The organism is Agaricicola taiwanensis (assembly GCF_014635245.1).
GTDB classification, from domain to species: Bacteria; Pseudomonadota; Alphaproteobacteria; order Rhizobiales; family Methylopilaceae; genus Agaricicola; species Agaricicola taiwanensis.
The window spans coordinates 1,204,905-1,231,544 of the sequence record NZ_BMCP01000001.1 but is presented as its reverse complement, the minus strand read 5'-3'; the positions used below and the strand labels follow the sequence as shown (position 1 = coordinate 1,231,544).

The window sequence follows — 26,640 nt, the reverse complement described above, 5'->3', positions numbered from 1 at the left end:
ACCCCCCGTGCACACAATTCCCATTGAAAGCTGTGCCTCGAAAGTTGAGCGGACACAAGAAGCTTGACGGTGTCGCAGCGCCGGCTTGGCTGCTAGGCTCGGCACTTCACTGGAGTTGATCATGCTGAGCAATCTGCAAACACGCGACGTCGAGACGCTTCTCCACCCCTACACCAACCTGGCGACGTTCCGGGACACCGGTCCGCTGATCCTGGAGCGGGGCGAAGGCGTCTTCGTCTATGACACCGACGGCAAGCCTTACCTCGAGGGCATGTCAGGTCTCTGGTGCACATCGCTCGGGTTCAACAATCGCGAACTCGTGGAAGCCGCGGCGGAGCAGATGGGCAAGCTTCCCTTCTCGCATCTCTTCGGCGGCAAGAGCCACGACCCGGCCATCGAGCTTGCGGAAAAGCTGAAGGAACTGGCGCCCGGGATGGCGAAGGCCTTCTTCTGCTCGTCAGGCTCCGAGGCCAACGATACCCAGATCAAGATGATCTGGTACATGAACAACGCGCTCGGCCAGCCGCAGAAGAAAAAGATCATCAGCCGCCAGAAGGCCTACCATGGCGTCACGGTGGCGTCGGCCAGCCTCACGGGCCTGCCGGCAAACCACCTCGACTTCGACCTGCCCCTGCCCGGGATCCTCCATACCTCCTGCCCGCATCATTATCGCTTTGCACGTGAGCATGAGAGCGAGGAGGAATTCGCGACGCGGCTTGCAGAAGAGCTCGACGCACTGATTCAGGCAGAAGGGCCGGACACGGTGGCCGCCTTCATCGCCGAGCCCGTCATGGGCGCCGGCGGGGTGATCGTGCCGCCCGCTACCTATTTCGCGCGCATCCAGGAGGTGCTGGAGCGCTATGACGTCAGGCTGATCGCCGACGAGGTCATCTGCGGCTTCGGCCGCCTCGGCACCTGGTTCGGCTCCGAGATGCTCGGCATGCGGCCGCACTCGATTTCGGTCGCCAAGGCGCTGTCCTCGGCCTACCTGCCCATTGGCGCGGTGCTCGTCGACGACGCTATGGACGATGCCCTGACCGAGCAGAGCCGCAAGCTCGGCACCTTCGGCCATGGCACGACCTACTCCGGCCATCCCGTCACCGCAGCCGTGGCCTTGAAGACGCTGGAGATCTACCAGCGCGACGGGATCCTGGAAAAGGTCAGGGCGATTATTCCGACCTTCCAGAAGCGGCTGAGGGCGTTGTCCGAGCACCCGCTGGTGGGGGAAGCCCGTGGCATGGGTCTTGTGGGTGCGGTCGAACTGGTTGCCGACAAGGCAAGCAAGCGATCGTTCGATCCCAAGCGCATGACCGCGGCCAAGGCCGTGTCGTTCGCCCAGGAGCAGGGATTGATCGTCCGCGCCGTTGCCAACGACACCGTTACGATCTGCCCGCCCCTGATCATCTCCGATGAAGAGCTTGAAATGCTGTTCGACCGGCTTGAGAAGGCGCTCGATCGAACAGCGGCATTGCGTGACTGATGGAACAGCGCCGGTGGCGCCGTTCCCTCCCGGTTACTTCACCACCACACGCGTGCCTGGACCAACACGGCTGTAGAGGTCGATCACATCCTCATTGACCATGCGGATGCAGCCAGAGGACATGGCCCGGCCGATGGTATGCGGCTCGTTGGTGCCGTGGATCCGGTAAAGGCTGTCGCGGCCGCCCTTGTGCAGATAGAGCGCCCGGGCTCCGAGCGGATTGTTGATGCCGCCGGGCATATGAGCCGGTAGTCCCGGTTGCCGCTTGCGCATGGCGGGCGGCGGCGTCCAGCCCGGCCATTCGGCCTTGCGCCCGATGGAGGCGCTGCCCTTCCAGGCGAAGCCTTCACGCCCCACACCGACGCCATAGCGCAGGGCTTTGCCGCCGGGCTGCACGAGATAGAGGAAGCGCTCGGAGGTATCTATGACGATGGTGCCGGGCTTCTGGCCTGTCGGATCCTTCACGGTTGTGCGGCGATATTTCGGATCAACGCCCGCCGGCAGCGGCGCCGCTGCGAAACCCAATGCCTGCCCCGGCATGCCGCCTGAGGTGGTGCATCCTGCCACCAGCAAGCCCGCCCCCATCAAAAGCGCACCCAAGCGCATCAACTTCAATATAGCCATACGTTCGTCTCCAGCCCCAGCGACGGCAGCGCCGCAGTCGTTGCGCATGTTAGTGACTGAGCGTTAACATCGTACCTCCATAGCTACCGCGCATGGAACAGCCTCCTCCCTCCCGGCTCATCACCCGCCGCCGCCTGATCACAGCCGGGGGCGGCCTCCTGGTGGGGGGGACGGCGGGCCTGTCCTATGCGGCCTACATCGAGCCGGCGGTACGACTCGTGGTGACGGATTATCATTTGACGCCGCCGGGATGGCCAGACGACTTTCCCCTGACCATTGCGGTTGTTTCCGATGTTCATGCCGGCGGCCCCAATATGCCACTCGCCCGCATTGAAGCGATGGTGGACCTCGTCAACAGCCTGAACGCGGATCTGATCGTCCATCTGGGGGATCACGAAGCCACCCATCCGTTCATCACCGAGCACGTTCCACCAGATGCCTGGGCGGGTGCCCTGAAGCGGCTGGCTGCGCCGCTGGGCTTCTATTCGATCCTGGGCAACCATGACTGGTGGTTCAATCGGGACGCGGTGCGCGCCGCTGTTCTGCGGGCTGGCATTCCCATTCTGGAAAACGACGCCCTTCATCTTGAGAAAGATGGTCGCAAGTTCTGGCTGGGTGGGATCGGTGACCAGATCGCCTATTATATCGCGCCCTACACCTTCCGCGGCGTCGACGATCTTCCCGGCACGATCGCGAAAATGACAACGGACGATCCAGCCATCCTGCTGATCCATGAGCCGGACATATTCGTCCGGGTTCCCACCCGCATCAGCCTTACGCTGGCCGGCCACACCCATGGCGGCCAGATCAATATCAAAGGTCTGCCCAATCCCTTCGTGCCGTCACAATATGGCGACAGGTTCCGCTATGGGCACATCGTGGAAGAGGGACGACATATGATCGTCTCGGGCGGCCTGGGGACCTCTAAAGTTCCCGTCCGCTTCGGCGTTCCGCCGGAAATCGTAATGGTGACCCTCGGCCGGCACTGACTTTCGGCTCTATGCCTTGCGGCGATCTGTGGTTTGCCCCACCTCAAGGGTTGGTGTAACGCTCGGCCGGCTAAAGTGGAGGATGAAGGGTGAGACAGACGTCGAAGACGCCGCTGCTCGATGCCGCGACCGTGCCGGACGAGCTGCGCAAGCTGCCGGAAACCGACCTGCGCCAACTCGCCGATGAGTTGCGCGCGGAAACCGTCGACGCCGTCTCCGTCACCGGCGGTCACCTCGGTGCTGGCCTTGGTGTCGTTGAACTGACTGTTGCCCTTCACTATGTCTTCGACACGCCGCGCGACCGGCTCATCTGGGACGTGGGTCACCAGGCCTATCCCCACAAGATTCTCACCGGCCGGCGTGATCGCATCCGCACGCTTCGCCAGGGCGGTGGTCTGTCCGGCTTCACTCGCCGCAGCGAGAGCGAATACGACCCGTTCGGCGCCGCGCATTCGTCGACCTCCATCTCCGCCGGCCTCGGCATGGCCGTCGCGCGGGATATCGCCGAGGCCGACAATCATGTGGTCTGCGTCATCGGCGACGGCGCCATGTCGGCCGGCATGGCCTATGAGGCCATGAACAACGCCGGCGCCCTCGGCTCGCGTCTTGTGGTCATTCTCAACGACAACGACATGTCGATCGCGCCTCCGGTGGGCGCCATGTCCGGCTATCTCGCGCGTCTTGTCTCGGGTCGCACCTATCTGACGCTGCGCGAAATCGGCAAGGGCCTTGTCAAACGGATGCCCAAGTTCGTGGAACGGGGCGCGCAACGCGCAGAAGAATATGCGCGCGGCATGGCCATGGGCGGCACGCTGTTCGAGGAACTGGGCTTCTATTACGTCGGCCCCATCGATGGTCATAATCTCGACCACCTGCTGCCGGTGCTGCGCAATGTCCGCAATGCGCCTGTCGGGCCCATCCTGGTGCATGTGGTGACGCAGAAGGGCAAGGGCTATGCGCCCGCCGAAGCCTCCGATGACAAATACCACGGCGTCAGCAAGTTCGACGTGGCGACCGGGGCGCAGGCCAAGGCCAAATCAAATGCGCCGAGCTACACAGGCGTCTTCGCGCGGAGCCTCATTCACGAAGCGGAGAAAGATGATCGTGTGGTCGCCATCACAGCCGCCATGCCGTCAGGCACCGGCCTCGATGTTTTCGGCAAGCGCTTTCCCGACCGCACATTCGATGTCGGTATCGCCGAGCAGCATGCCGTAACCTTCGCGGCGGGCCTCGCCACCGAAGGACTGAAGCCATTCTGCGCGATCTATTCGACATTCCTGCAGCGTGCTTACGATCAGGTGGTTCATGACGTCGCTATCCAGAAGCTGCCGGTGCGCTTTGCACTGGATCGGGCCGGCCTCGTCGGTGCCGATGGCGCGACCCATGCCGGCGCCTACGATATCGCCTACCTGAGCTGTCTGCCGGATTTCGTCATCATGGCGGCTGCCGATGAAGCGGAGCTCGCCGCCATGGTCGCCACTCAGATCACCATCGACGATCGGCCATCCGCGCTTCGGTATCCCCGCGGCGAGGGGGTCGGCGTTACCATCCCGGAGGACCCCGCTCCGCTGGCCATCGGCAAGGGGCGGATTGTACGAGAGGGATCAACCATCGCGCTCCTGTCTCTCGGGCCTCGGCTTGCGGAATGTATGGCCGCGGCGGACGAACTCGCAGCGCATGGCCTGTCCACCACGGTTGTCGACGCACGGTTCGCCAAACCGCTCGATCGGGACCTGATCCTCAGGCTCGCCCGCGAACATGAGGTGCTGGTCACGGTCGAGGAGGGGTCGATGGGCGGGTTCGGCGCTCACGTTCTGCAGCTCTTGGCCACCGAGGGGGCCCTCGATGCCGGACTGAAGATCCGGACGTTGGCCCTGCCTGACCGATTCATCGATCACGACACGCCGGCACGTCAATACATGGAAGCCGGCGTGGACCGCGCCGCTATCTGCACGACGGTTTTCACGGCGCTCGGCATCGATCGGTCCGAAGGCCGGAAAGCCCGCTTTGTCTAAGAAACATTCGACGTCGCGCCGGGGCGAAGAACGAATTTTATACTTCCCGTTATATAATTTTTAATGGTGAATTGGCGACATTATATTCAAAAGCCCGCACCTGAATTACAGTAACTTCACGAATACTGGATTTAGGGGCTGTGTGGCGATGGGCTGGGCAGGCGATGTCACGGCGGTTGGTAGTCGGGTGGCCAAGGAAGGCCGTCGGCTGTTCCGCCATCATGATGGCGGCAGCATTGCCGTCATCTTTGCTCTTGTGGCGATACCACTGATTGCTTTCATGGGAGTTGCCCTGGACTACGCGCGTGCAAGCAGCATGCGCACGTCCATGCAGGAATATTCCGATGCGGCGGCATTGACGGCCGCCGTCGACAAGACAAATAACGCGTGGAACAGCTTGAACGAGGTGCTTTCCCAGTTCAGGGAACAGCATCCGGACGATTTCACATCCTTCTCGATCATCACGCGCTGGACCTCGGCTGATGAATTCGAGATCGCCATGTCCGCAACCATGCGGACCATGATCCTGAACGCCTTGCCAGGCTTTGGAGGCGACATACCGGTCAGCATCCGGTCAGTGGCGAAGATTCTCCCCAAACCGGTCAAGAAGCCCGAGGTCCTGTTCCTGGATGGAGATGCGGCGGACTACAATAGAATTTACGTTTACTGTTTCGACAAGAACAAGAAGAACGAGCCTGACAAAGGACGCCGGGACCTGACCGCCATCTCCGACAACGCAGGCACGGTCTATAACTACACGATGCCTGGATGCACCGGGGACGAGACCCTGAGCGTCATGCTTCACAATGTGGCCTGGGCGAAAAACAACAGAGCCGCCTGGGAAGGTCCGCGAGATCTTTATCGGTACTATTCGGACACCGTCATCGAAGACGGAATTCAAAAGTATGACTTCGGCGGGTCCAAGATCCTCGAGGCCATCGTGTGTGACACGTTGGCTCAATGCAAGCCAAAGAACCAGGGTGGCATCATACCGACTGGCTCCAACCGCACGCCCAAACCTCTGGATAAGGAGTGCGACGAAGACAAATACATCTACTACGGTTGGGAAGATCGGCCACCGCCGCGGGATGGTTCCGACAGCGACTACAACGACATCCGCATTATATTTCAATGCCCTCAGAATCCGGAATTCATGGTCGTTCTCTATCGTTAGCCTCTTCGTCCGGCTTTAACGCGACATCTCGGCGTCTTTCCGGAGAAGCACGTCACCCTTACATAACCTGCGTCGAATGATCTGCCGGAGCGACGCAGGAAATCCATGGCATCTTCCCCGCCGCGCGAAAGGCTGGACCGCGCCCTTGTCAGCGGAGGCCACTTCAGCAGCCGCGCCAAAGCGCAGGCCGCGATCGCGGCTGGCGGCGTTACGGTCAACGGACAGACCGTCACCGATGCTGCACGTCTGATATCTCCGGATGCCGTTGTCACCGCCGCTCCGGCACATCCCTGGGTGTCGCGGGGCGGCGTGAAGCTGGCGGCGGCTCTTGATCATTTCGCTGTAGATGTCGCCGGGCGTCACTGCCTGGATGTCGGTGCCTCCACAGGTGGTTTTACGCAGGTCCTGCTTGAAAGAGGCGCCTATCATGTCACGGCGGTGGACGTCGGCCGCGATCAATTCGACGTCTCCCTGCGCGGCGAAGCTCGTGTGACGTTGCGGGAAAGTGTCGACGCCCGCGATCTGGCGCCTGATCAGTTTCCGGAGCCGCCCTCGCTCATCGTGGCGGACGTGAGCTTCATTTCCCTGACCAAAGCACTGCCAGCGGCACTCCAGCTTGCCACTGCGGATGCCGTTCTGATCGCTCTGGTGAAACCGCAGTTCGAAGTCGGGCGCTCGGGTCTTGCCAGGGGCGGGATCGTTCGTGATGGGGCCCTTCGCGCCAAAGCCGTGGAAGATGTCAGTACGTGGCTGTCGGATCGAGGTTGGGTAGCGCGCCCAGCGCTCGCTTCCCCCATTCGCGGGGGTGATGGCAATGAGGAGTATCTGCTTGCCGCAGACCGCACCTGATCGGGTCACCATTGAACGGCTTGGGTCACGCGGCGAAGGCCTCGCCTTCGCGGACGCCGGCACCTTGCGCGTTCCTCACGCCCTGCCGGGAGAAGTGGTGGATGTAGCGGCTGATGTGGAGGCGGGTCGCGCGAGGCTTCTGCAGGTGGTCGATCCCTCACCTCATCGGATCGCTCCGTTCTGCCCGCTGTTCGGGAGTTGTGGCGGATGCTCGACCCAGCATATGTCTCCCGGCTTCTACCTCGCCTGGAAAACAGAACAGGTGAGACAGGTCCTTCAGGCGGCAGGCATCACCACCGAGATTGATCCTTGCATCGATGCGCATGGCGCCGGACGCCGCCGTGTCACACTGCACGCGCGGCGCGGTAACAGCGAGAGGATCACCGTCGGCTTTGCCGAAATGCGCAGCCATGCGCTCGTGCCGATCGAGCATTGCCCCATACTCGTGCCGTCGCTGAACGCAGCACTGCCTTCCCTGCGGTCGATCGCACTCAGTCTTGCATCGAGCGGCAAGCCCCTTGACCTTGCCGCCACCTCAACGCAAAGCGGCATCGATCTGGATATCCGGGGGCTGGGGTCTTTTACGGAAGGCCAGCGCCTCAAGCTCATCGATCTTGCCGCGCATCACGACCTTGCACGCCTTTCCGTGCATGGCCAGGTCGTGGTGGAGCGGCGGGCGCCGGTCATCCAGTTCGGCCGCGCCTCGGTGCAGCCGCCCGCCGGCGGCTTCCTCCAGGCGACTGAGGCGGGCGAGGAGGCCTTGGCTGCCTTGGTTGTGAGGGCGGTGGGCAAATCCTCGCGGATCGCCGATCTCTTCTCTGGCTGCGGCACCTTCGCGCTCAGACTGGCTGAGCGTGCGAGCGTGCATGCCGTCGAGGGCGACAAGGCGGCGAGCGCGGCCCTCGATCATGCGCGGCGGCACGCTCAGGGTCTGAAGCGAGTCACGGTTGAAACCCGTGACCTGTTCCGCCGACCCCTGCACAGAGGTGAGCTCGCTGGCTTCGACGCCGTGGTGTTCGACCCTCCTCGAGCCGGCGCCGAGGCACAGGCGCGGCAGCTGGCCGCCAGCAACGTCCCCGTCCTCGTGTCGGTATCCTGCTCGCCCTCCACGCTTGCTCGGGACCTGCAGATACTTACCGCCGGTGGGTATACCGTGACGCGCATCACACCTGTTGATCAGTTTTGCCATAGCGCGCATGTAGAAGTGGTCGCGACGCTAGCCAAGAAACGCAATTTACCCTGACTATTAAGCGTTCTTCCACGGACCTCGAAGATGATGGCCATCGGTCGACATCACTAGGGGCAGTGAGGATCCGTGCCAGTTTCAGATATCAGCCTAGCGCCGCATGCGGCCATGGCATCACTCCTCCTTGTCGTGATCGGGTTGCTGACTTCGTTGACCGCCTTCGGCCTCCTACAGCGGGGCGGGCGGTCCTCACGCTTCCGGATGAGAGCCAATGCGGCAGCGGCGGCGGTGCTGGGCTGCGGCATGTGGAGCATGCAGTTCATCGGCACGGCAGGAGTGAACGGCCTTTTCGGAGCGGAATTTGAACCGATCCTGAATATCGGCACTTTCGTTGTCATCGCGCTGCTCGCCTTCGGCGCGTTCCAGGTGGTTGTACGCGCAAGCGTGCCGCTCGTGTGGGTTACTGTTGGGGCGGCGCTCGGCATCGGCCTTTCGGCTGGACAGCAATTGCTGATGTCGGGATCCGTGCTGCCCGTGGGCTTTTCCCTGACCGGCAGTTCCATGATCCTTGCCTTTGGGGGAGCCGCGGTGCTCGGTGCCGCCTCGACTTACCTCTTTCGCCGGTTGAGCGGCCAACGCGGCGTCCTGGGCGGGGCGATCACCATGACGCTCGCCTTGACGTATATCACCTCGGGAATCGCGCTTGACTATCAAGCCGCCTTTGCCTGGGCCTCGATACCGGTCGCTGGTCCTCAGGACATGCCGTCGGCTTTTTTCGTCACCACGGGCGTGGTGATCGCATTCAGTCTTGCACTGCTGTTCGGCAACCGGCGGCGACGGAAGGCCTCGGCAGAGATGGACCGCATGCGCGCGCTGGCGAATGTGGCGTTCGAGGGTATCGTGGTCTGCAAGGACGCCTTGATCGTCCACGCCAATCTCAGCTTTGCCTCACTGATCGGCCGCCCGCACGACGATCTCACCGGAATCAAATTTACCAGCCTGCTCACCGATCCGTCGTGCCTGACGGACTTGGAAAGGGAAGGCACACATCGGATCGAAGCGGAAATTTCCGGCGCTGGCGGCAGCCAGGCCGCCGAGATTTTCATGCGCGACGTCATGCTTCACGACAGCAAGCATCGTGTTTACGCGATCCGGGATATTCGCGAGCGAAAACTGTCCGAAGCGCGCATCCAGTTCCTGGCGCACCACGACCCCGTCACCGGCCTCCCGAACCGGACGCAGTTCCTGGATCGCCTTGAGCAGGAGATAAACCGTTCAAGCCGCTCCAATGGCGAATTCGCCGTAATCTGCCTCGATCTCGACCGCTTCAAGGAGGTGAATGACACCTTCGGCCATGCCGCCGGCGACCAGCTTCTCCGCCTGGCCGCCGAGAGGTTGAGGCGTGTGTTCCGCACCTACGATGTCGTCGGCCGTATCGGCGGTGACGAATTCGTCATCATGCAATGCGCCGCGACCCAGCCGGATTCAGCCATCACCGCCTCGCGCCGCGTCATCGCGGCCTTCGCGGAACCCTTTGATCTGGATGGTTTGAAGATCACCGTTGGTGCCAGCGCCGGCATCGCCATCTATCCCTCAGACGCGGAAGACGCGGAAGGCCTCCTGACCCGCGCCGACTTGGCGCTCTACCGCGCGAAGAACAGCGGGCGGGGCACGTTCCGGATATTCGAGCCGGGCATGGACGAACAGCTCCGGGAGCGCCGGCTTCTCGCGACGGACCTGCGGTCCGCGGTCATTAATGATGACATCGTGCTGCATTATCAGCCGATCGTGCGGCTCGAGGATGGTAAGGTGACCGGCTTTGAGGCCCTGCCACGTTGGAAACACCATCTGCGCGGCTGGATCAACCCCACGGTGTTTCTGCCCCTGGCCGAGGAGATCGGCCTCATGCCGGCTCTTGGCCGACGGGTCATGCACCGAGCCTGCGCCGAAGCGGCGAGCTGGCCCAATCCTCTCGGCATCTCGGTCAATCTCGCCCCGACACAGCTTCATGGAGCTCTCGTTTCGCTTGTCAGTGAAACGCTTGCCGAGACTGGTCTCTCACCGGCACGGCTTGAGATCGACGTTGCCGAGCAAACGCTGCAGCAGCGGCACGCCAGCAACAGCGGAACGCTGACCGCCCTGAAAATGCTCGGCGTGAGGATCGCCGTGGACCACTTCGGAACCGGCGCAACATCGCTGTCCGGCCTGCGCAGTTGCCCCATCGACCGGATCAAGATGGATTCAAGCTTTGTGGCCAATATGGCGGGTGATCCTGACAATATGGCGCTGGTGCGCGCCATATCGAGTCTTGGTCGGGCGCTGGATATCGAAGTCAGCGCTTCCGGGTGCGACACCTACGAGCAGATTGAGCTCTTGAAGCAGGAAGGCTGCCTTGAAGCACAGGGGGATATTTTCGGCGCCCCCATGCCCATCATCGCCTTCGCGCGCATGACCGGGCACTACCAAGCCGAAGATGAACCACGTCAGCGGCAGGTCGCTGTGGGTTGAGGCCGCCCCTACAGCCAGTGGTAAGTGTCATCGTCGAATACCAGGGCGCGGCCCTGCTGAATATCAAGCAGTGGCGCCAGCGTGACCTCGACCCTGCCAAGAACCGCCAGCAGCACCCGCGCGACGCCGCCATGGCTGACGATAACCGTGCTGTCCCTGATCGTGCCAAGCCACGGCTCCAATCGTTCCTGAAGCATGGCATAGCTTTCGCCGTTGGGCGGGACGAAACCCCATTTGTCGAACTCGCGCGCGGTGGCGCCTTTCTCATCGCGCGCCCGAACTTCCGGCCAGGTCAAGCCCTCCCAGTCGCCGAAGGTCAGTTCCGCCAGGCGCGGTTCAACACGATAGCCTGATGCTGGAAGGCCCATGGCCTCGCGCATCAGTTCCATGGTGTGGCGTGTGCGCAGAAGCGGGCTGGAAATGAAGTCCGCGTCTGCCCATGAGCCATCCTGCCGCAGGATATGCCCGACGCCTTCCGCCTGGGCACGACCGCGCCCGTTAAGGGGAATATCCTGCTGGCCCTGAAGCCGCCCTTCGGCGTTCCAGTCGGTTTCGCCATGGCGAACGACGCAAAGCCGCATTCGTTCAGTCGTTCTTGGCGGCCAGCGTGAGATCAGGCGCCTCGGGGTTCTTCATGCCGACGACATGATAACCGGAGTCGACGTGGTGAATCTCGCCCGTGACGCCGCGCCCGAGGTCGGACAGAAGATAAAGCGCGCTATCGCCCACTTCTTCGATGGTCACAGTCCGCCGCAGCGGAGCGTTGAGTTCGTTCCACTTCAGGATGTAACGGAAGTCGCCGATGCCGGAAGCGGCCAGCGTCTTTATCGGGCCCGCGGATACGGCATTGACGCGGATCCCTTGGGGTCCGAGGTCTGCGGCCAGATAACGGACGCTTGCCTCCAGCGCGGCCTTGGCGACACCCATGACGTTGTAATGCGGCATCCACTTTTCCGCGCCGTAATAGGTCAGCGTCAGGATCGATCCGCCTGAGCCCATCAGCTTTTCCGCCCGCTGAGCCACCGCCGTCAGCGAATAGCAGGAGATGAAAAGCGTCTTGTTGAAGTTGTCAGCCGAGGTGTCGATATAACGGCCGTCCAGTTCATCCTTGTCGGAAAACGCGATGGCGTGGACCAGAAAATCGATGTTGCCCCACTGTTCCTGGATGTTGGCGAAGACGGCATCGAGGGAGGCACTGTCCGTCACATCGCAATGGCCGGCCAGAATGGCGTTGAGTTCGGCGGCGAGAGGTTCGACGCGCTTCTTCAGCGCATCGCCCTGGTAGGTCAGCGCGAGCTCGGCACCCTGCGCGGCGCAGGCCTTGGCAATGCCATAGGCAATCGACCGGTTGTTGGCGACACCCATCACCAGGCCGCGTTTCCCGGCCATCAAACCTTTCGCCTCGGTCATGGGTACTCCTCGCAAACCGGTCCGCAGATAAGAATGTTTCTCATTGCACAGGGCGAGGTCTGGCTTCAAGCGCTGCGGCCTGTCCTGACGGCCGCAGCGGTATTTTCATTTTGATAACCTTAACTTCCGGCGATCACGCGGATCACTGCCCCGGATCGTACGGAGCGCCTTCCCGCATTCGTTTGGCCAAGGCTTCCAGCTCCGCATCGTGACGATCCGGCAGCGTGATGCGCAACGTGACCAGCAAATCCCCGGTCGCGCCATCGCGTATGATGCCCTTGCCCTTCAGCCTCAGCGTGCGCGTTCCCGTTGTGCGCGCCGGAATCTTGAGCTCGACCGACCCATCAAGCGTCGGCACGACGACCTTTCCACCCAGCACGGCGTCATAAAGGGTGACAGGCACGTCCACCCGGACGTTCAGCCCCTCTGCCCGAAAGCGGGTATCCGGGGCAACCTTGACCGCAACCAAAGCGTCACCGGCCGGCCCACCGTAGGGATTGGGACCACCCTGCCCTTTGAGGCGGATCGTCTTGCCCTCGGTGATGCCCGCCGGCACCGTCACATCCACGGTTTTTCCGTTGGGCAGCGTGACACGGGTCTTTCCGCCCCGCGCCCAGGTCTGGAACGGCACCGTCACGTCCAGCGTGACATCCGCCTTGCGAGCCGCCGGGCCTTCGGCGGTGAAGCCGCGTGCCGCACCTGCGCCACCGAAGATGTCGGCTATGATGTCTTCCGGATTGACGCCGGGGCCCGCGCTCCGGCCGCTTTTGGAGAAGCCGCCGCCCGGGCCGAACCCGAAGGCCTCGAAGATGCTGTCGGTCCCGCCCGCAGCACCCGAGCGCCGCTGCCGGCTGCCGCCGAACCCATCAAATCCGCGAAACTGAGGCCGGCCTTCAGCGTCGATCTCGCCGCGATCGAAGGCGCCTCGTTTTTCCTGATCATTCAGAAAATCATAGGCCGAAGTAAGCTCGGCAAAGCGCTCCTGAGCCTTCGGATCATCTGGATTGCGATCCGGATGCAGGGTCTTCGCCAGCCTTCGATAGGCTTTCTTGATGTCCGCATCGCCCGCGGACTTGTCTATGCCGAGAACGGTGTAGGGGTTTCTAGTCAAAGCCGTATACCTTTCGGGCACCGCGAGCGGCGCACGGCCATCATGTGGGGCATCTGTTGCTGAAATGCAACGGGGGAATTACAGCGCTGCCGTTGCCGTCGGCGACTGCACCTCAGCCACGTCCCACTGGCCACCCGGCGTCTGGCAGGCCTTGCCCTCGACGGTGTCTTCCTGTGAGCTGGAGATGCGTGTGGCGAAAAATCTGCGGCACATGAGGCCGTCGCGCGCCTCCATGGGCGAGGCCGGGCGGAAGCTGCCGCGCGAGCCGGTTTCCGGGTTGGCCCACAGGACCGGCGGGCCATCAATGGCGCCTGTCAAAGCAAGGCCAAGAGCACCGCGAGCATAGAGCCAGTCGGAAGGGGTGAGGCCGATGGATGCGGCACCGGGCATCATGACAGGGGATGCGGTGATGGTCGGGGCAGTCTCAATGGCGGCGGGCGAAGCAAGAGGTGTGCTCGTCACCGGTTGAACGGGAGCGGACTGGGCGGGCGGAATACTCGCAGTCGTGACAGGTTCGGACGCCTCGTCATCGCCGAAGACCTTGAAGCTCATGCTGCATGCACCGGAGCCGAGGCCGGCCGCGACCACAAGGCCGAAACGAACAGCTGCCGCTAGGCTGCAACGATGTATATAAGGGAGCTTCCTCACCACACACGGTCCCCAAAGATGCCCCAGACGACTGCCAGTGGACACGAAAATGGGTTAACGTCCAGTGACTTTACGCTGGAACGTGATCCCTTTGCCCTGTTTTCCGCATGGATGGGCGAGGCTGCCGCCAGCGAGCCGAGCGATCCAAACGCGATGACCCTGGCGACGGTCGATCAGGACGGCCTGCCCAACGCGCGAATCGTCCTTTTGAAGGGGTTCGACACCCATGGATTCGTCTTCTACACCAATACCGAAAGCGCCAAGGGCCGGGAGCTTCTGGCCGTTCCGAAAGCCGCGCTCGTGTTTCACTGGAAATCGCTGACGCGGCAGGTCCGCATCAGAGGCACTGTGTCCATGGTCGATGACGCGGAAGCCGACGCCTATTATGCCAGCCGCCCGCGTGGCAGCCGCATCAGCGCCTGGGCCTCACAGCAATCCCGCCCGCTTGAAAGTCGTGAGCGCTTCATCGCTGACATCGCGGCGGTGGAAGCACGATATGGCGAAGGTGAGATCACCCGCCCCTCTCACTGGACCGGTTTTCGCCTCGCGCCCCTCTTCATCGAGTTCTGGCACGACCGGCCATTCCGCCGGCACGATCGCATCGTTTTCCAGCGTGACCCGTCCGGCGGCTGGACGACGACGCGGCTTTATCCCTGAGGCTCCTCATTCATGACCGAACGTAAAACCCTGCTTCTGACCGGCGCCAGCCGCGGCATCGGCCATGCGACCGTCAAGCGGTTCTCGGCAGCCGGCTGGCGCGTCATCACCTGTTCGCGTCATGCCTTCCCCGAGGAATGCCCCTGGGCCATGGGTCCGGAAGATCATATCCAGGTGGATCTAGCAGATCCGGCAAACACGATGGAAGCCATCGAAGAGACCCGGCGCCGGCTCGATGGCGGGCTGCTCCATGCGCTCGTGAATAACGCCGGCATTTCGCCGAAAGGGGCCGGAGGCAGCAGGCTCGGCACCATCGAGACGAGCCTCGATGATTGGAAGAAGGTGTTCCAGGTCAATTTCTTCGCCCCGATCATGCTGGCTCGCGGTCTGCTGGCTGAACTCAAGGCCACCAAGGGATCCGTGGTCAATGTGACATCGATCGCGGGAAGCCGCGTGCATCCGTTCGCGGGTGCTGCGTATGGAACCTCAAAAGCGGCCCTTTTCGCCCTCACCCGGGAGATGGCCGCGGACTTCGGTCCTCTCGGCGTCCGCGTCAATGCAATCGCACCTGGAGAGATCGACACCGCGATCCTGTCGCCGGGCACAGAAAAGATCGTGGAGCAGATCCCGCTGCGCCGCCTCGGAACAACCGACGAGGTAGCCAAGACCATCTACTTCCTGTGCACCGAGCAGTCCTCCTATCTCAACGGAGCGGAGATACACATCAACGGTGGTCAGCACGTCTGACGGGAGCCGTCACAGCCATCTGCGCCATTTGAAGAAAACGTACGGCAGAATGGCGGAGATCACCATGATGATGAGCGCCATGGGATAGCCGAAGGGCCAATCCAGCTCAGGCATGTGCCGGAAATTCATGCCGTAGATCGAAGCGACCAGCGTCGGCGGCATCATCACCACGGCAACCACCGAAAACAGCTTGATGATGTCGTTCTGCTCGACAGAGACCATGCCGACGAGCGCATCGAGCAGGAAGGTCACCTTGTTGCCGAGGAAAGCGGCATAGTCGTTGATGGACTGCACGTCGCGCTGGAGGGTGCGCAGTTGCGCCTGCGCTTCCTTGCTGGGTTTCAGCCCCTCGATCTCCGCCGACAGGAATGTCGCCACGCGCGATATGGTAGCAAGGCTTTCCCGGGCCTTGGAGAGAAGATCATCCTTGCGCCCGAGCGACTTCAGAACAGCTTGGTAGCTTTTCTTGCGTGACACACGCGCGGCGTCGCGGTCGAAGATGCGGCTGGATACGCCGTCAATGTCAGCGCCCACCTTCTCCATCACATCGGCCGTGCGATCCACTGCCGCCTCCAGAATGCCGATGAGCACACCCTCGCTGGTGTTGGGAGCCTCACCTTCGCCCTTGCAGGCGCGGTGGGAGAACATGGCGAAGGATCGCGGCTCGTCGTAACGCACCGTGACGAGGTGCTTGCCCGCCAGAATGAAGGTGGTTGGGGTGGTGAACGGCCGCTCCGTCTCGGACTGACAGATCAGGAGCGCCGTCATGTAGCGCGCCCTGTTCTCCACATAGAGCCGGCTGGAGGCTTCGATCTCGGACATCTCCTCCCGGGTGGGAACGGAGACGCCCACCGCCCTCTCTACCAGCTTGTCTTCCTCCAGAGTTGGCAGGAGCAAGTCGAGCCAAACGGCGTTTTCCGGCAGTTCCTGATCGGCCGTCACCTCCAGCCGCTTCAATCCGGTCGCGGTGGCGGCGTAGGCGGTCAGCATGGGCTAGTCCGCATCGAGCGGAGCGGTGCCGAGCGCCGCTCCGTCAGGGCCCTGGGTGATTTTCTCCACCCGCGCCTCGGCGTTCTTCAGCAGGGCTTCGCACTGGCGTTTCAACGCTTCGCCGCGTTCATAGAGAGCGATCGACTGATCAAGCGCCACATTACCGCGCTCAAGATCGGACACGATCTTCTCCAGTTCGGCCAGAGCCTGTTCGAAGGGCATTGCGGTGATGTCCTGTGGATTATCGGCCACCGGTAATTCTCCCTACATGTCAGCCTTGCATCAGAGCCGCCACATGAGCGGCAGCGGAACGTGCCAGACCGTCAAGGTCGTAGCCGCCTTCGAGCACGGAAACAACCCGTCCGCCACCATGCCGGTCGGCAAGTTCCATCAGCCGCATCGTCGCCCAACCAAAATCGTCTTCGGTGAACTGCAAGCCTCCCAGCGGATCCCGTTCGTGCGCATCGAAACCGGCTGAAATGATGATGATGTCGGGCCGGAAACTATCAATCGCCGGCAGAATTTTGCCTTCCATGCCGGCCCGGAACTCCGCGCCGCCGTCGCCTGATTTCAACGGGACATTGACGATGGTTCCGGCCTCCCCCTTCTCCTCGGAAGCTCCCGTGCCTGGGTAGAGCGGCATCTGATGCGTCGACGTGAAGAGCACGCTCTCATCGCTCCAGAAGATGTCCTGCGTGCCGTTGCCGTGATGGACATCGAAATCCATGATGGCAACCCTCTGCGCGCCGTGCGCGTTCTGAGCATGGCGCGCGGCGATGGCCGCATTGTTGAAGAAGCAGAAGCCCATGGCACGCTGGCGTTCGGCATGATGGCCGGGCGGCCGGATGGCGCAGAAGGCGTTGCGGGCAGAGCCCTCCATGACCCGGTCCACGGCAAGCCGCGCGGCTCCAACGCCGCGCAGTGCCGCTTCCCAGGTACCGGGGGACATCACGGTGTCACCGTCGATGGCGATCATGCCTTCGCGGGGCCGTGCGTCATCCAGCGTGGCGGCATAGGCCTCGGTGTGAACGCTGGTGACTACCGACAAAGGCGCCAGCGGTGCTTCGACGCGCTCGAGCCCGGAAAATTTCCCGTCGGAAAGGGCCGCGGCGACGGCGCGCAGACGATCCGGCCTCTCGGGATGTCCGAGCGAGGGTTTGTGATCGAGACAGGCTTCGTGGGTGACGAGAAGAGTGGCCATGGCTTCATCAACGCACGGCAAAGCGAGAAATGTCCATGCGCCGGCAGGCCTCGTTCAGCATCACGAGGGCTCAAGGGCGAAGCGGATCGTGAAGCAGGTACCGGGATGCCCCGGCTCATGGCTCAAAGTGCCGCCCAGCCGCGCCACCAGCGTTGAGAGCACCTTCATGCCGAGACCGGCTCCCGAATCAGGTTCGAACCCGGCGGGAAGACCGCTGCCCTGGTCGCGAACGATAAGAGTTCCCGTTGGTCCATCGACGGCAAAGACCACGGAAACCGTCCCTCCCCGGCCTTCGGAATAGGCGTGCTTGAAGGCGTTGGAAACCAGTTCGCTCGCCGCCAGCCCCAGCGGCATGACCTGATCGGGGCTCAGCGAAATGTCGTCGGAAGAAACAGTCACTGCGTCGATGAATGCAGGTCGTGTTTCGGCCAGTCGGGCGCCGAGCCCTTCGAGAAAAACCTTTACCGGAATTCTGTCGGCCTGGCCGCTGCGGTGCAGTTGATCATGAACGCCGGCGATCGCGAGCACTCGGCCGAGAGCCTCCGAAAGCTGCGCCTTGACGGCCGGATCAGACGATTTGCGGGACTGCATGGCAAGGAAGCTTCCGACCATCTGCAGCGAGTTCTTGACGCGATGATCCACCTCCTGCCGGAGGACCTCGTTCTGACTTAGGAGATTCTGCTGGTCCAGCAGCGTGTTTGCCAGAGATGCGGTCACTTCGCGCTCGATCTTCAGCACGCGGCGCAAGCTCAAATGCGCCGTGACCTGCCGCGCCATGACGCGAAGCAGCTTGCGCTGCGCCTCCGTCAGTTCGCGCGGCGTATAGTCAAGCACGCAGATGGTGCCAAGCGGCAGCCCGTCGTCAGATTCAAGCACCGCGCCAGCATAAAATCGCGGTTGTGAAATACCTGCTGCGAAAAGAGGACCGGAGAAACGCGGATCATCCAGCAGGTCCCGCACTTCCAGGAAGTCGGGCTCAAGAATGGTGTGGGCGCAGATAGAATGCTCCCGGCTTGTCTCACGGATGCCCATTCCAATGGAGGCCTTGAACCATTGGCGGTCGGCATCGATGAGGCTCACAAGCGCGATCGGTGTCTCGCAGAAGGCGGCGACGACCTCCACGATTTCATCAAACTCCCGCTCTGGCGGGGTGTCGAGAATCTCGAGACGTCGCAATGCATCGAGCCGCAGGCTTTCGTCGGGATGCTCCGGTATCTTCACGATGTATGGCCGCCTTGCGCCGGTCGATCAGCGGATGGGAGCAAGGCTTGCGGGCGCCGGAATGCTGTCGGGAACGAAGAAGTCCACCTGAAGCGGCTGTGTCGGATCAACGCGATACTGATCAAAGTCCGTCGTCCCCTCGGCGGCAAGGAAGGTGTCGTCGATGATGAAATTGCCCGTAAAGGTTGTCGAGGGCTTTGTGAAGATATGGTAGGCGGCATCCGCAAGGATCTGCGGGGTGCGTGACGCGCGGGCCAGAGCTTCGCCGCCGAGAAGGTTGCGCACGGCCGAAGTGTCTATGGTGGTCCGAGGCCACAGTGCGTTCACCGCAATGCCTTGCCCCCGCAGTTCACCCGCAAGCCCCAGCACCACCAGGCTCATGCCGAATTTTGCCATGGAATAGGCGAGGTGAGGCGCGAACCACTTCTCCTTCATATCAAGGGGCGGCGAGAGCGTCAGAATGTGGGGGTTGGCGCTTTTCGCGAGATGAGGGATTGCAAGCTTCGATACCAGAAAGGTCGCCCGGGCGTTGACCTGATGCATGAGGTCGAAGCGCTTCATGTCGATCTTCGAGGTTGGGCTGAGATTGATGGCGCTGGCGTTGTTCAGCAGCAGATCGATACCACCGAAAGTTGCGACGGCCTGTGCCATGGCCGCTTCGACGCTGGCATCATCCCTGACGTCGACCACCAGCGGAAGTGCCTTGCCGCCGGCGGCTTCGATCTCCTCGGCCGCGGTATAGATCGTACCCGGCAGCTTGGGGTGCGGCTCCGCAGTCTTGGCGGCGATGACCACATTGGCGCCATCGGCGGCGCAGCGCTTGGCAATGGCGAGGCCGATGCCGCGCGATCCGCCGGTGACGAAGAGTGTTCTGCCTTGAAGGGACATCGGGGATCTCCGGCGTTGGATCAGATATCGGTCAGCGCGGCGTCCGCGCCTGCGCCGGTCACGGCCGCAGCACCATTGGTGATGGCAACCGCGAGGCCGGCAGCTCCGACCGCGAGATGCTCGGCGAAGAAGCGGGCGATGGCGAGATGGGCCGCGCCGCCCCCCTCTCCTCGCCCCGCCGCCAAGGCTCCCTGCCCCAATGCGCAACCGCCGGCGGCAAGGCCGAAGAGACGCAGGTAGGCGGTAGCGCCGACAAGGCGCTCCTCATCCATGCGCTCGGCCGCCAGCATCCATTCGGTGGCCGTGCCCAGGGCGGTAACGGCAGCATCGAGCCGTTCACCCGCGCGGCCGAAGCCGGGAGCATTGGCGGCACGGATCTCGTCGACCGAGGCCTTGAGGCTATCGATGAAATCCCGGACACAGCGCCCGCCGGACTGCGGCAGCTTGCGCCCCACAAGATCAATGGCCTGAATGCCGTTGGTCCCCTCATAGATCTGGGCTATCCGGGCATCCCGGTAGAACTGGGCAGCGCCTGTTTCCTCGATGAAGCCCATACCGCCATGGACCTGGACGCCGAGCGAGGCGACTTCGGTACCGATGTCGGTCGAAAACGCCTTGGCGACCGGCGTCAGCAGATTGGCAAGCTCCTGCGCGGTCCGTCGTTCGGCCTCGCTCCCGGCAAGGTGGGCGCGATCCAGTGCTGTCGCGGTGCGGTAGCAGATGGCACGGGCCGCGGCGGTCCACGCGCGCATGGCCATCAGCATATGCTTCACGTCGGGATGGCTCACGATCGGGACCATATCAGGGTCTGACGGCAGACGGCCCTGCGTTCTTTCGTGCGCATAGCGCAGAGCCTTCTGGCGTGCCGCCTCGGCTATGGCGACGCCCTGCAGACCCACGCCCAGACGGGCGTTGTTCATCATGGTGAACATGCAGGCGAGGCCTTTGTTTTCCTCCCCCACGAGAAAGCCGGTCGCCCCGCCGTGGTCGCCGTAGACCATGGTGCAGGTGGGCGAGCCGTGGATGCCCATCTTATGTTCGATGGAGTGGCACCTGAGATCGTTGGCGGCTCCCAGCGATCCATCCTCGTTGACGAGAATCTTCGGCACCAGGAACAGCGAGATGCCCCTGGTGCCCTGGGGCGCATCGGGCAGTCGGGCCAGCACCATGTGGATGATGTTCCCGGCCAGGTCGTGCTCGCCGAAGGTGATGAAGATCTTTTGCCCGGTGATGCGATAGCTGCCGTCGCCGGCGCGTTTGGCCCTGGTGCGCAGGGCGGCGAGATCGGATCCCGCCTGAGGCTCCGTCAGATTCATCGTGCCGGTCCATTCGCCGGAAACGATCTTCTCAAGATAAAGGCGTTTCAGGGTTTCCGAACCGTGGACATGCAGCGCCTCGATGGCGCCCTGGGTGAGCATGGGCGCCAGGCTGAAGGCCATGTTGGCGGAGGCCCACATCTCGCTCGTCGCCGCCCATAGGGCGACGGGGAGCCCCTGGCCGCCGATCTCCTCCGGCGCCATCACGCCATTCCAGCCCGCCTCGCACCAGCGGCGGTACAGGTCCGGCCAGCCCTCCGGGGTGATGACCCTGCCGTCGGACAAGCGCGATCCGGTCACATCCCCCTGGTGGTTGCCGGGCGCGAGTTCCTCGCTGGCGAAACGCCCGGCCTCTTCCAGCACCGCCTTGACCAGATCGTCGGACAGTTCGCCATGAAGCCCCTCGGCAATGTTGCGATCGAGACCCGCGACCTGCAGAGCAAAGGCGATATCGGCAACCGGCGCGCGATAGGTCATGCACATCCCTCCCCCACGGTTCGACACGCGTTGACCGCGTGTTCGCTGCCGCGTAGTGCTTTGCGCGGAACTCTAGGGCCTAACCCGTGGCAGTCAAAGACGAAATCCATACGCTTGCCGATCAGCGCCGCAATACCGAGCGGCTCATGGCCGATGACGCCGGCGTCAGCCGAGCGGCGGAGCTGCTCTCTCACGGCGGCCTCGTGTCTTTTCCGACGGAGACGGTCTACGGCCTCGGAGCCGACGCCACCGATGCGACTGCGGTTGCACAGATCTTCGCGGCCAAGGAGCGGCCGAGTTTCAATCCGTTGATCGTGCATGTGCCTGATGTCGCCGCGGCACAGAAGCTGGGCCGGTTCGATGATCAGGCGCTTCTTCTGGCCCGGACCTTCTGGCCGGGGCCCTTCACGCTCGTGGTTCCCGCACTGCCGGACAGTCCGGTCGCCGCCCTTACCTCAGCGGGACTGGACAGCATAGCCCTGCGCGTTCCCTCCCATCCGGTGGCGCGGCGGATCCTGGCGATGTCCGGCAAGCCGATTGCAGCCCCCTCGGCGAATCGCTCCGGACGCATCAGCCCCACCACAGCGGCCCATGTGCTGGCCGACCTGGACGGGCGTCTCGATGCGGTTCTCGATGGCGGCGCCACCAACGTCGGAGTGGAATCCACCATCGTGGCCTGCCACGGTGAAGACATCCGCCTGCTGCGCCCGGGAGGCATTCCGCGCGAGGCGGTGGAGGCCCTGCTTGGGCATAAGCTGATTTCCGTGGCGGATACCGGCGACGCGGCGCCGCGGGCACCCGGCATGCTCGCCTCACATTATGCGCCGGCCGCCGGCGTCCGCCTCGACGCAGTTGATGTCCGACCTGGCGAGGCCTGGCTGGGCTTCGGGGGCTTGCAGCCTGGCGGTGCGGAGCCGGTCATGAGCCGGAACCTGAGCGCCGAAGCCGATCTTGTTGCCGCAGCGGCCGCTCTGTTTTCAGCACTTCACGCGCTCGATGCGTCCGGTGCCCGTAGCATCGCGGTTGCCCCCATCCCCAAAACCGGCCTCGGCGAGGCCATCAACGACCGGCTGTCGCGCGCCGCCGCGCCGCGTCCGGGAAAGGCCTGAGCCAGGTCGCCACGAGGAGAATTCACATGTCCGATCCACTGTTGCCGCGCCTGGCTGAGATCGTTGGTGACAAGAATATTCTGACCGAAGCCGGCGCTGCGGAGAGCTATCTCACCGAGGAACGCGGCCTCTATCGCGGCAAGGCTGTGGCCGTCGTCCGCCCCGCATCCGTCGAAGAGGTTGCAAGCGTGGTCGCGCTTTGCGCCGAGGCCAAGGTGCCGGTTGTGCCGCAGGGCGGCAATACTGGTCTCGTGGGCGGCGGTGTGCCCGATGAAACAGGGCGAGCCGTGGTCGTGTCGCTGAACCGCATGACCTCGGTGCGCGAGGTGGACATCGACACCGGCACGATGACAGTGGACGCGGGCGTCACGCTGCAGGCAGCGCAAGAGAAAGCTGCCGAGCATGACCGGCTGTTCCCGCTCAGCCTCGCCTCCGAAGGAAGCTGCACCGTCGGCGGCAACATCGCCACCAATGCCGGCGGCACGGCGGTGGTCGCCTATGGAAACATGCGCGACCTGGTGCTGGGCCTTGAGGTGGTGCTCGCGGACGGGCGGATCTGGAATGGTCTCCGCAAGCTGAAGAAGGACAACACCGGCTATGACATGAAGCAGCTGTTCATCGGCGCCGAAGGCACGCTTGGCATCATCACCGGCGCTGTTCTGAAGCTTGCGCCCGCAAACCGCAGCGTGGAAACGGCCTTCATCGGCCTTAATTCTCCCGAGCAGGCATTGGCCCTCTTTCGCAGGGCGCAGGCAACGGCCGGGTCGGCCCTGATCGCCTGCGAACTGATGCCGCGCATCGGCATCGACTTCGTTCTCGCGCATGGTTCGGGCGTGCGCGATCCCCTCTCCGGCTCCCATGCCTGGTATGTGCTGCTGGAGCTCGCCTCTCCGGCCGAGCAGAGCCTGCGGGAGACCATGGAAGCCATTCTGGAGGGCGCCATCGAGGCCGGCGACATCGAGGATGCCGCTCTGTCGGAAACGCTCGACCAGCGCGCCGTGTTCTGGAAGCTGCGTCATCTCCTGTCGGAGGTGCAGAAGCACGAAGGCGGCTCCATCAAGCATGATGTTTCGGTGCCCATCGGGCAGATGCCCGCCTTCGTGGGCGATGCCACCGCCGCCGCGGAAGGTGTCGTGCCGGGCTGCCGGCCGGTCCCCTTCGGCCACATGGGCGACGGCAACATCCACTTCAACGTCAGCCAACCCGTCGGGGACGACAAGCAGGCCTATCTCGCACGATGGGGCGAGATGAACGAGGCCGTGCATGCGGTCGTTACCCGCTACAGCGGATCCATTTCCGCGGAACACGGCATTGGCCGTCTCAAGCGCGGGCTCCTCGCCGAGATCAAGGCGCCGGTGGAACTGGACATGATGCGTCGTGTCAAATCGGCGCTTGATCCGAACGGGGTCTTCAATCCAGGCGTGGTGATCTGAAAGCCATCATGGCGTCATTGGAAAGGCGGTTATCGGCGCATTTTCCGACGTCGTTAACGGCGAAGCAACGCGCTGCCCTGAAACTGGCGAAAGTCGTTTCCAGGCTTTCAATCCATGCCCTCAGCCCTTGCCGTCACACCGGAAAATCTCGATGCGTCGACCGAGGATTATGCGCGGGCGCTGCGGGCGGCCAACATCAACCCGCACACAGGGCTGGCAACAGACTACCTCAATCATTTCAATGAAGTGGTCATGCTCCTGGACCTTCTCCCCTCCGTGCCGGAGTTGAGGGACGAGGTCCTGGCCTGGCGGCCGGCCGATTACAAAGCCCACTTCCAGCAGACGGGCTTCCGGGAAAAGGAACTGGCCATCGAAGCCTACGACCTTTCGCCCCCCTGCCATCGCGAACCGTTTGACGAGACCATCTCGTGCCTGACGGACCAGATCCTGGATGTGCAAGCCGTTCTGCTTAGCCGCACTCCTGAAGAGGCGGCGGGTCACATCACGGCTGCCCGCGACGAGATTCTCTCGTCCATAGCGAGAGCTAGCGCGATCGTGAACAGCGGCGCCGTCGTCCAAACAGAGGTAGAAGCGACGCAGGACGCGATCGATTCCCTGTTTGACTGATTCGCACGAGTGCCACTGTGCTAAGCCCTTTACATTGCCATGATGGACGATGACGAAATGCAGCTGCGCCGGTGGATCATCTTTGCAGTTCTTGCCGCCCTGCTTGCCGCGCCCTCACCTGTCCGTGCGCAGAGCGCCACCCCGCCCTACGAGGCGGACATCCTGAAACTCTCGGAAATTCTTGGGGCCTTGCATTATCTGCGCACCCTATGCGGCGCGGAGGATGGCCCCGCCTGGCGCGAACGCATGCAGGCTTTGATAAAGGCGGAGAACTGCGCGCCTGACCGCTGCGAGCGCCTCGCCGGCGCGTTCAATGCCGGCTATCAGGGCTTTTCTCGCAACCACAAGGTCTGCACCCCTTCCGCCAAGGCCGCCACGCAACGTTTCCTTGCCGAGGGCTCGCGCCTTGCCGACGGCATAAACGCCAGAAACGCCAATTGATCGCATTCTGTTAACTCATTCTTCAGATGGGGTGTTAACGCAGCGGAAAAGCGTGTTAAGAAGTCGGTGAGATTTACGGGAGCCTCAGTCCTTGCCGACCAGCACAACCGACACTGACGATCGCACTGTCTTCGAAGAAGAGCGCCGCGCCGCTCTCGATCATCTTGACGATGCTTGGGAAGAGGCCGCGACTGAAGGTATCGCGCCGGAATGCGTGGCTCACGCAGCCTTGTTTCGCTCTTTGGCCGAATTTGTGGCGTCCTACGGCGAAGAGGCAACCGCTGCTTTTGCGGAACGTTTGCCCGATCGCATCAAGCGCGGGGAATTCACGCTCGAGCGCTCGATGCACTGATGCATTGAGAGAGGTTCGACGCGGGTCATCATGCGCTTTTGGTTTCCTTCAAGAGACATGACGCGCGTCGTGTTCCCGCTGCTCGTTGCCGGATTTCTCGCGCAGGCAGCCATGGCTGCACCCAATCCAAAAACCGAGAGTGCAGAGCCCTCCAAGGTTGAGACCGAAACGGAGGGATCTTCCGATTCGGGCGCTATCGCACTTCCCGATATCCAGTACGATCCTGGCTTGTTGCCTGAGCGGGTGCGCGCCATGCGCGACCGCATCCTTGAAGCCGCCAAGTCCGGCGATCCGGAAGCACTGCGTCCGGTGATCGAATCCAATGAAATGCCGCCGTCATTCAGCTTCGGCGACGAGCCTGATCCCATCAAAGGCATCATTGAGCAGTCGGTGGACGGCAAAGGCCGCGAGATCCTAGCGATTCTGGCGGAGATCATGGAGGCCGGCTATGTCCATGCCGATGTCGGCACGCCCCAGGAAATGTACATCTGGCCCTATTTCGCACGCTATCCGCTCGACAAGCTGAGCCCGCCACAACTGGTGGAGGTCTTCCGCATCGTGACCGCGGCTGAATACGAGGAAATGCTCAACTTCGGTGCCTATAACTTCTACCGTGTCGGCATCGGCACCGACGGCACTTGGCATTTCTTCATCGCAGGCGACTGACCGGAACAGCATTCCACCCTCCTTCGTTGCCTGTCCATGAGGAGAAGATCATGAACAAGGCCTACGAAGACACGGGTTCGCCTTCGGACGCGTTCATTCGCGATCTTCTCCTGCACACGCGCCGGATCGCCATTGTCGGTGCCAGCACCGAGCCGTGGCGGCCAAGTTTCTCGATCGCGGGCTACCTCAAGCGCAACGGCTATGACATCGTGCCGATAAATCCCTTCGAGATCGGCAACACGCTCCACGGGGAAAGCTTCCACGGAAGTTTGCGCGACCTGCCGGAGGCGGTGGATCTCGTGAACGTATTCCGGCGGTCGGATGCGCTGGAAGGTGTGGTGGACGAAGCCATCGAGGCCGGCGCACCCGCCGTCTGGGGACAGATCGGCGTCATGGATATCGAGGCTGCCCGCAAGGCGCGGTCCGCCGGTTTGGCGATGATCATGAACCGCTGCATCAGCGTGGACCATTCGCGGCTCGGTATCGCCGATCTGCGCCGCCAAGAGAGCGGCTGACGTCTC

General features: G+C 62.9%; 27 protein-coding genes. 16 read left to right on the top strand and 11 right to left on the bottom strand.

Going from position 1 to position 26,640, the window contains the following annotated elements; translation table 11 throughout:
- The first annotated feature begins 121 nt into the window (after positions 1 to 121).
- Positions 122 to 1,480: an aspartate aminotransferase family protein gene (locus tag IEV58_RS05835; protein WP_188408715.1), complete on the top strand. Its 1,359-nt coding sequence runs from the start codon at positions 122 to 124 to the stop codon at positions 1,478 to 1,480.
- Positions 1,481 to 1,513: 33 nt separating this feature from the next.
- Here IEV58_RS05835 and IEV58_RS05830 read toward each other — a convergent pair whose 3' ends face one another.
- Positions 1,514 to 2,104 carry a L,D-transpeptidase gene (locus tag IEV58_RS05830; RefSeq protein WP_229729204.1) on the bottom strand — a complete coding sequence of 197 codons (591 nt, stop codon included), beginning with the start codon at positions 2,102 to 2,104 and terminating at the stop codon, positions 1,514 to 1,516.
- 92 nt (positions 2,105 to 2,196) lie between these two features.
- Here IEV58_RS05830 and IEV58_RS05825 point away from each other — a divergent pair, with 92 nt between their 5' ends.
- The 6 genes from IEV58_RS05825 to IEV58_RS05800 all read left to right on the top strand — a co-directional run bounded on the left by IEV58_RS05825 (position 2,197) and on the right by IEV58_RS05800 (position 10,825).
- On the top strand, positions 2,197 to 3,093 hold the full coding sequence (locus IEV58_RS05825; protein ID WP_188408714.1) for a metallophosphoesterase: 897 nt from the start codon (positions 2,197 to 2,199) through the stop codon (positions 3,091 to 3,093).
- 89 nt (positions 3,094 to 3,182) lie between these two features.
- On the top strand, positions 3,183 to 5,108 hold the full coding sequence (gene dxs, locus IEV58_RS05820) for a 1-deoxy-D-xylulose-5-phosphate synthase (protein ID WP_188408713.1): 1,926 nt from the start codon (positions 3,183 to 3,185) through the stop codon (positions 5,106 to 5,108).
- A gap of 148 nt (positions 5,109 to 5,256) precedes the next feature.
- Positions 5,257 to 6,282: a TadE/TadG family type IV pilus assembly protein gene (locus IEV58_RS05815; protein WP_188408712.1), complete on the top strand. Its 1,026-nt coding sequence runs from the start codon at positions 5,257 to 5,259 to the stop codon at positions 6,280 to 6,282.
- Between the two features lie 105 nt (positions 6,283 to 6,387).
- Positions 6,388 to 7,131, top strand: a complete 744-nt coding sequence (locus tag IEV58_RS05810) for a TlyA family RNA methyltransferase (RefSeq protein WP_188408711.1) — start codon at positions 6,388 to 6,390, stop codon at positions 7,129 to 7,131.
- Positions 7,112 to 8,374 (top strand): class I SAM-dependent RNA methyltransferase, encoded by a 1,263-nt coding sequence (locus tag IEV58_RS05805; RefSeq protein WP_229729203.1) that lies wholly within the window; start codon positions 7,112 to 7,114, stop codon positions 8,372 to 8,374. Before IEV58_RS05810 ends, IEV58_RS05805 begins: the two co-directional genes overlap by 20 nt.
- A gap of 111 nt (positions 8,375 to 8,485) precedes the next feature.
- The gene (locus IEV58_RS05800; RefSeq protein ID WP_188408709.1) at positions 8,486 to 10,825 is read left to right on the top strand and encodes a putative bifunctional diguanylate cyclase/phosphodiesterase; all 2,340 of its coding nucleotides are present in this window, start codon (positions 8,486 to 8,488) and stop codon (positions 10,823 to 10,825) included.
- 8 nt (positions 10,826 to 10,833) lie between these two features.
- On the opposite strand, the gene IEV58_RS05795 is transcribed toward IEV58_RS05800, so the two are convergent.
- The 4 genes from IEV58_RS05795 to IEV58_RS05780 form a co-directional block, all read right to left on the bottom strand.
- A complete protein-coding gene (locus IEV58_RS05795; RefSeq protein WP_188408708.1) occupies positions 10,834 to 11,406 on the bottom strand; it encodes a histidine phosphatase family protein in 573 nt (190 codons plus the stop codon).
- 4 nt (positions 11,407 to 11,410) lie between these two features.
- On the bottom strand, positions 11,411 to 12,235 hold the full coding sequence (gene fabI / locus IEV58_RS05790) for an enoyl-ACP reductase FabI (RefSeq protein WP_188408707.1): 825 nt from the start codon (positions 12,233 to 12,235) through the stop codon (positions 11,411 to 11,413).
- A gap of 142 nt (positions 12,236 to 12,377) precedes the next feature.
- Positions 12,378 to 13,346 carry a DnaJ C-terminal domain-containing protein gene (locus IEV58_RS05785; protein ID WP_188408706.1) on the bottom strand — a complete coding sequence of 323 codons (969 nt, stop codon included), beginning with the start codon at positions 13,344 to 13,346 and terminating at the stop codon, positions 12,378 to 12,380.
- 78 nt (positions 13,347 to 13,424) lie between these two features.
- On the bottom strand, positions 13,425 to 13,898 hold the full coding sequence (locus tag IEV58_RS05780) for an RT0821/Lpp0805 family surface protein (RefSeq protein ID WP_188408705.1): 474 nt from the start codon (positions 13,896 to 13,898) through the stop codon (positions 13,425 to 13,427).
- A gap of 114 nt (positions 13,899 to 14,012) precedes the next feature.
- On the opposite strand from IEV58_RS05780, the gene pdxH reads away from it, so the two are divergent.
- Together pdxH and IEV58_RS05770 are read left to right on the top strand one after the other, a co-directional pair.
- On the top strand, positions 14,013 to 14,651 hold the full coding sequence (pdxH, locus tag IEV58_RS05775) for a pyridoxamine 5'-phosphate oxidase (protein ID WP_188408704.1): 639 nt from the start codon (positions 14,013 to 14,015) through the stop codon (positions 14,649 to 14,651).
- A 12-nt stretch (positions 14,652 to 14,663) separates the two neighbouring features.
- Positions 14,664 to 15,398, top strand: coding sequence for an SDR family NAD(P)-dependent oxidoreductase (locus IEV58_RS05770; RefSeq protein ID WP_188408703.1), 735 nt, complete (start codon positions 14,664 to 14,666; stop codon positions 15,396 to 15,398).
- A 9-nt stretch (positions 15,399 to 15,407) separates the two neighbouring features.
- Here IEV58_RS05770 and IEV58_RS05765 read toward each other — a convergent pair whose 3' ends face one another.
- Genes IEV58_RS05765 through IEV58_RS05740 form a run of 6 tightly spaced genes read right to left on the bottom strand, consistent with a single transcriptional unit; the run spans position 15,408 to position 21,491 of the window.
- Positions 15,408 to 16,388: a magnesium transporter CorA family protein gene (locus IEV58_RS05765; RefSeq protein ID WP_188408702.1), complete on the bottom strand. Its 981-nt coding sequence runs from the start codon at positions 16,386 to 16,388 to the stop codon at positions 15,408 to 15,410.
- A 3-nt stretch (positions 16,389 to 16,391) separates the two neighbouring features.
- Positions 16,392 to 16,640: an exodeoxyribonuclease VII small subunit gene (locus IEV58_RS05760; protein ID WP_188408701.1), complete on the bottom strand. Its 249-nt coding sequence runs from the start codon at positions 16,638 to 16,640 to the stop codon at positions 16,392 to 16,394.
- A 19-nt stretch (positions 16,641 to 16,659) separates the two neighbouring features.
- Complete coding sequence (locus IEV58_RS05755) at positions 16,660 to 17,589, bottom strand: histone deacetylase family protein (protein WP_188408700.1); 930 nt, start codon at positions 17,587 to 17,589, stop codon at positions 16,660 to 16,662.
- A gap of 60 nt (positions 17,590 to 17,649) precedes the next feature.
- Entirely contained in the window at positions 17,650 to 18,810 is a 1,161-nt protein-coding gene (locus tag IEV58_RS05750; protein ID WP_188408699.1) for a sensor histidine kinase, read from the bottom strand.
- 27 nt (positions 18,811 to 18,837) lie between these two features.
- Entirely contained in the window at positions 18,838 to 19,698 is an 861-nt protein-coding gene (locus tag IEV58_RS05745; RefSeq protein ID WP_188408698.1) for an SDR family oxidoreductase, read from the bottom strand.
- 20 nt (positions 19,699 to 19,718) lie between these two features.
- On the bottom strand, positions 19,719 to 21,491 hold the full coding sequence (locus IEV58_RS05740; protein ID WP_188408697.1) for an acyl-CoA dehydrogenase family protein: 1,773 nt from the start codon (positions 21,489 to 21,491) through the stop codon (positions 19,719 to 19,721).
- A 146-nt stretch (positions 21,492 to 21,637) separates the two neighbouring features.
- On the opposite strand from IEV58_RS05740, the gene IEV58_RS05735 reads away from it, so the two are divergent.
- The 7 genes from IEV58_RS05735 (at position 21,638) to IEV58_RS05705 (ending at position 26,634) form a co-directional block, all read left to right on the top strand.
- The gene (locus tag IEV58_RS05735; RefSeq protein WP_188409104.1) at positions 21,638 to 22,600 is read left to right on the top strand and encodes an L-threonylcarbamoyladenylate synthase; all 963 of its coding nucleotides are present in this window, start codon (positions 21,638 to 21,640) and stop codon (positions 22,598 to 22,600) included.
- 26 nt (positions 22,601 to 22,626) lie between these two features.
- Positions 22,627 to 24,033, top strand: a complete 1,407-nt coding sequence (locus IEV58_RS05730; protein ID WP_188408696.1) for an FAD-binding oxidoreductase — start codon at positions 22,627 to 22,629, stop codon at positions 24,031 to 24,033.
- Positions 24,034 to 24,147: 114 nt separating this feature from the next.
- On the top strand, positions 24,148 to 24,660 hold the full coding sequence (locus tag IEV58_RS05725) for a hypothetical protein (RefSeq protein WP_188408695.1): 513 nt from the start codon (positions 24,148 to 24,150) through the stop codon (positions 24,658 to 24,660).
- Between the two features lie 57 nt (positions 24,661 to 24,717).
- The gene (locus tag IEV58_RS05720; protein WP_188409103.1) at positions 24,718 to 25,101 is read left to right on the top strand and encodes a TIGR02301 family protein; all 384 of its coding nucleotides are present in this window, start codon (positions 24,718 to 24,720) and stop codon (positions 25,099 to 25,101) included.
- A 91-nt stretch (positions 25,102 to 25,192) separates the two neighbouring features.
- On the top strand, positions 25,193 to 25,453 hold the full coding sequence (locus IEV58_RS05715) for a hypothetical protein (RefSeq protein WP_188408694.1): 261 nt from the start codon (positions 25,193 to 25,195) through the stop codon (positions 25,451 to 25,453).
- Positions 25,454 to 25,510: 57 nt separating this feature from the next.
- Positions 25,511 to 26,119 carry a hypothetical protein gene (locus IEV58_RS05710; RefSeq protein ID WP_188408693.1) on the top strand — a complete coding sequence of 203 codons (609 nt, stop codon included), beginning with the start codon at positions 25,511 to 25,513 and terminating at the stop codon, positions 26,117 to 26,119.
- A gap of 50 nt (positions 26,120 to 26,169) precedes the next feature.
- Positions 26,170 to 26,634: a CoA-binding protein gene (locus IEV58_RS05705; protein ID WP_188408692.1), complete on the top strand. Its 465-nt coding sequence runs from the start codon at positions 26,170 to 26,172 to the stop codon at positions 26,632 to 26,634.
- The last annotated feature ends 6 nt before the right edge of the window (positions 26,635 to 26,640 follow it).

Excerpts from the sequence above, each read along its gene's own strand:
- IEV58_RS05835 (WP_188408715.1), top strand. The coding sequence starts at position 122 with ATGCTGAGCAATCTGCAAACACGCGACGTCGAGACGCTTCTCCACCCC.
- IEV58_RS05830 (WP_229729204.1), bottom strand. The coding sequence starts at position 2,104 with ATGGCTATATTGAAGTTGATGCGCTTGGGTGCGCTTTTGATGGGGGCG.
- IEV58_RS05825 (WP_188408714.1), top strand. The coding sequence starts at position 2,197 with ATGGAACAGCCTCCTCCCTCCCGGCTCATCACCCGCCGCCGCCTGATC.
- IEV58_RS05815 (WP_188408712.1), top strand. The coding sequence starts at position 5,257 with ATGGGCTGGGCAGGCGATGTCACGGCGGTTGGTAGTCGGGTGGCCAAG.
- IEV58_RS05810 (WP_188408711.1), top strand. The coding sequence starts at position 6,388 with ATGGCATCTTCCCCGCCGCGCGAAAGGCTGGACCGCGCCCTTGTCAGC.
- IEV58_RS05800 (WP_188408709.1), top strand. The coding sequence starts at position 8,486 with ATGGCATCACTCCTCCTTGTCGTGATCGGGTTGCTGACTTCGTTGACC.
- IEV58_RS05795 (WP_188408708.1), bottom strand. The coding sequence starts at position 11,406 with ATGCGGCTTTGCGTCGTTCGCCATGGCGAAACCGACTGGAACGCCGAA.
- fabI (WP_188408707.1), bottom strand. The coding sequence starts at position 12,235 with ATGACCGAGGCGAAAGGTTTGATGGCCGGGAAACGCGGCCTGGTGATG.
- IEV58_RS05780 (WP_188408705.1), bottom strand. The coding sequence starts at position 13,898 with ATGAGCTTCAAGGTCTTCGGCGATGACGAGGCGTCCGAACCTGTCACG.
- pdxH (WP_188408704.1), top strand. The coding sequence starts at position 14,013 with ATGCCCCAGACGACTGCCAGTGGACACGAAAATGGGTTAACGTCCAGT.
- IEV58_RS05770 (WP_188408703.1), top strand. The coding sequence starts at position 14,664 with ATGACCGAACGTAAAACCCTGCTTCTGACCGGCGCCAGCCGCGGCATC.
- IEV58_RS05765 (WP_188408702.1), bottom strand. The coding sequence starts at position 16,388 with ATGCTGACCGCCTACGCCGCCACCGCGACCGGATTGAAGCGGCTGGAG.
- IEV58_RS05755 (WP_188408700.1), bottom strand. The coding sequence starts at position 17,589 with ATGGCCACTCTTCTCGTCACCCACGAAGCCTGTCTCGATCACAAACCC.
- IEV58_RS05745 (WP_188408698.1), bottom strand. The coding sequence starts at position 19,698 with ATGTCCCTTCAAGGCAGAACACTCTTCGTCACCGGCGGATCGCGCGGC.
- IEV58_RS05740 (WP_188408697.1), bottom strand. The coding sequence starts at position 21,491 with ATGACCTATCGCGCGCCGGTTGCCGATATCGCCTTTGCTCTGCAGGTC.
- IEV58_RS05735 (WP_188409104.1), top strand. The coding sequence starts at position 21,638 with ATGGCCGATGACGCCGGCGTCAGCCGAGCGGCGGAGCTGCTCTCTCAC.
- IEV58_RS05730 (WP_188408696.1), top strand. The coding sequence starts at position 22,627 with ATGTCCGATCCACTGTTGCCGCGCCTGGCTGAGATCGTTGGTGACAAG.
- IEV58_RS05725 (WP_188408695.1), top strand. The coding sequence starts at position 24,148 with ATGCCCTCAGCCCTTGCCGTCACACCGGAAAATCTCGATGCGTCGACC.
- IEV58_RS05720 (WP_188409103.1), top strand. The coding sequence starts at position 24,718 with ATGCAGCTGCGCCGGTGGATCATCTTTGCAGTTCTTGCCGCCCTGCTT.
- IEV58_RS05710 (WP_188408693.1), top strand. The coding sequence starts at position 25,511 with ATGACGCGCGTCGTGTTCCCGCTGCTCGTTGCCGGATTTCTCGCGCAG.
- IEV58_RS05705 (WP_188408692.1), top strand. The coding sequence starts at position 26,170 with ATGAACAAGGCCTACGAAGACACGGGTTCGCCTTCGGACGCGTTCATT.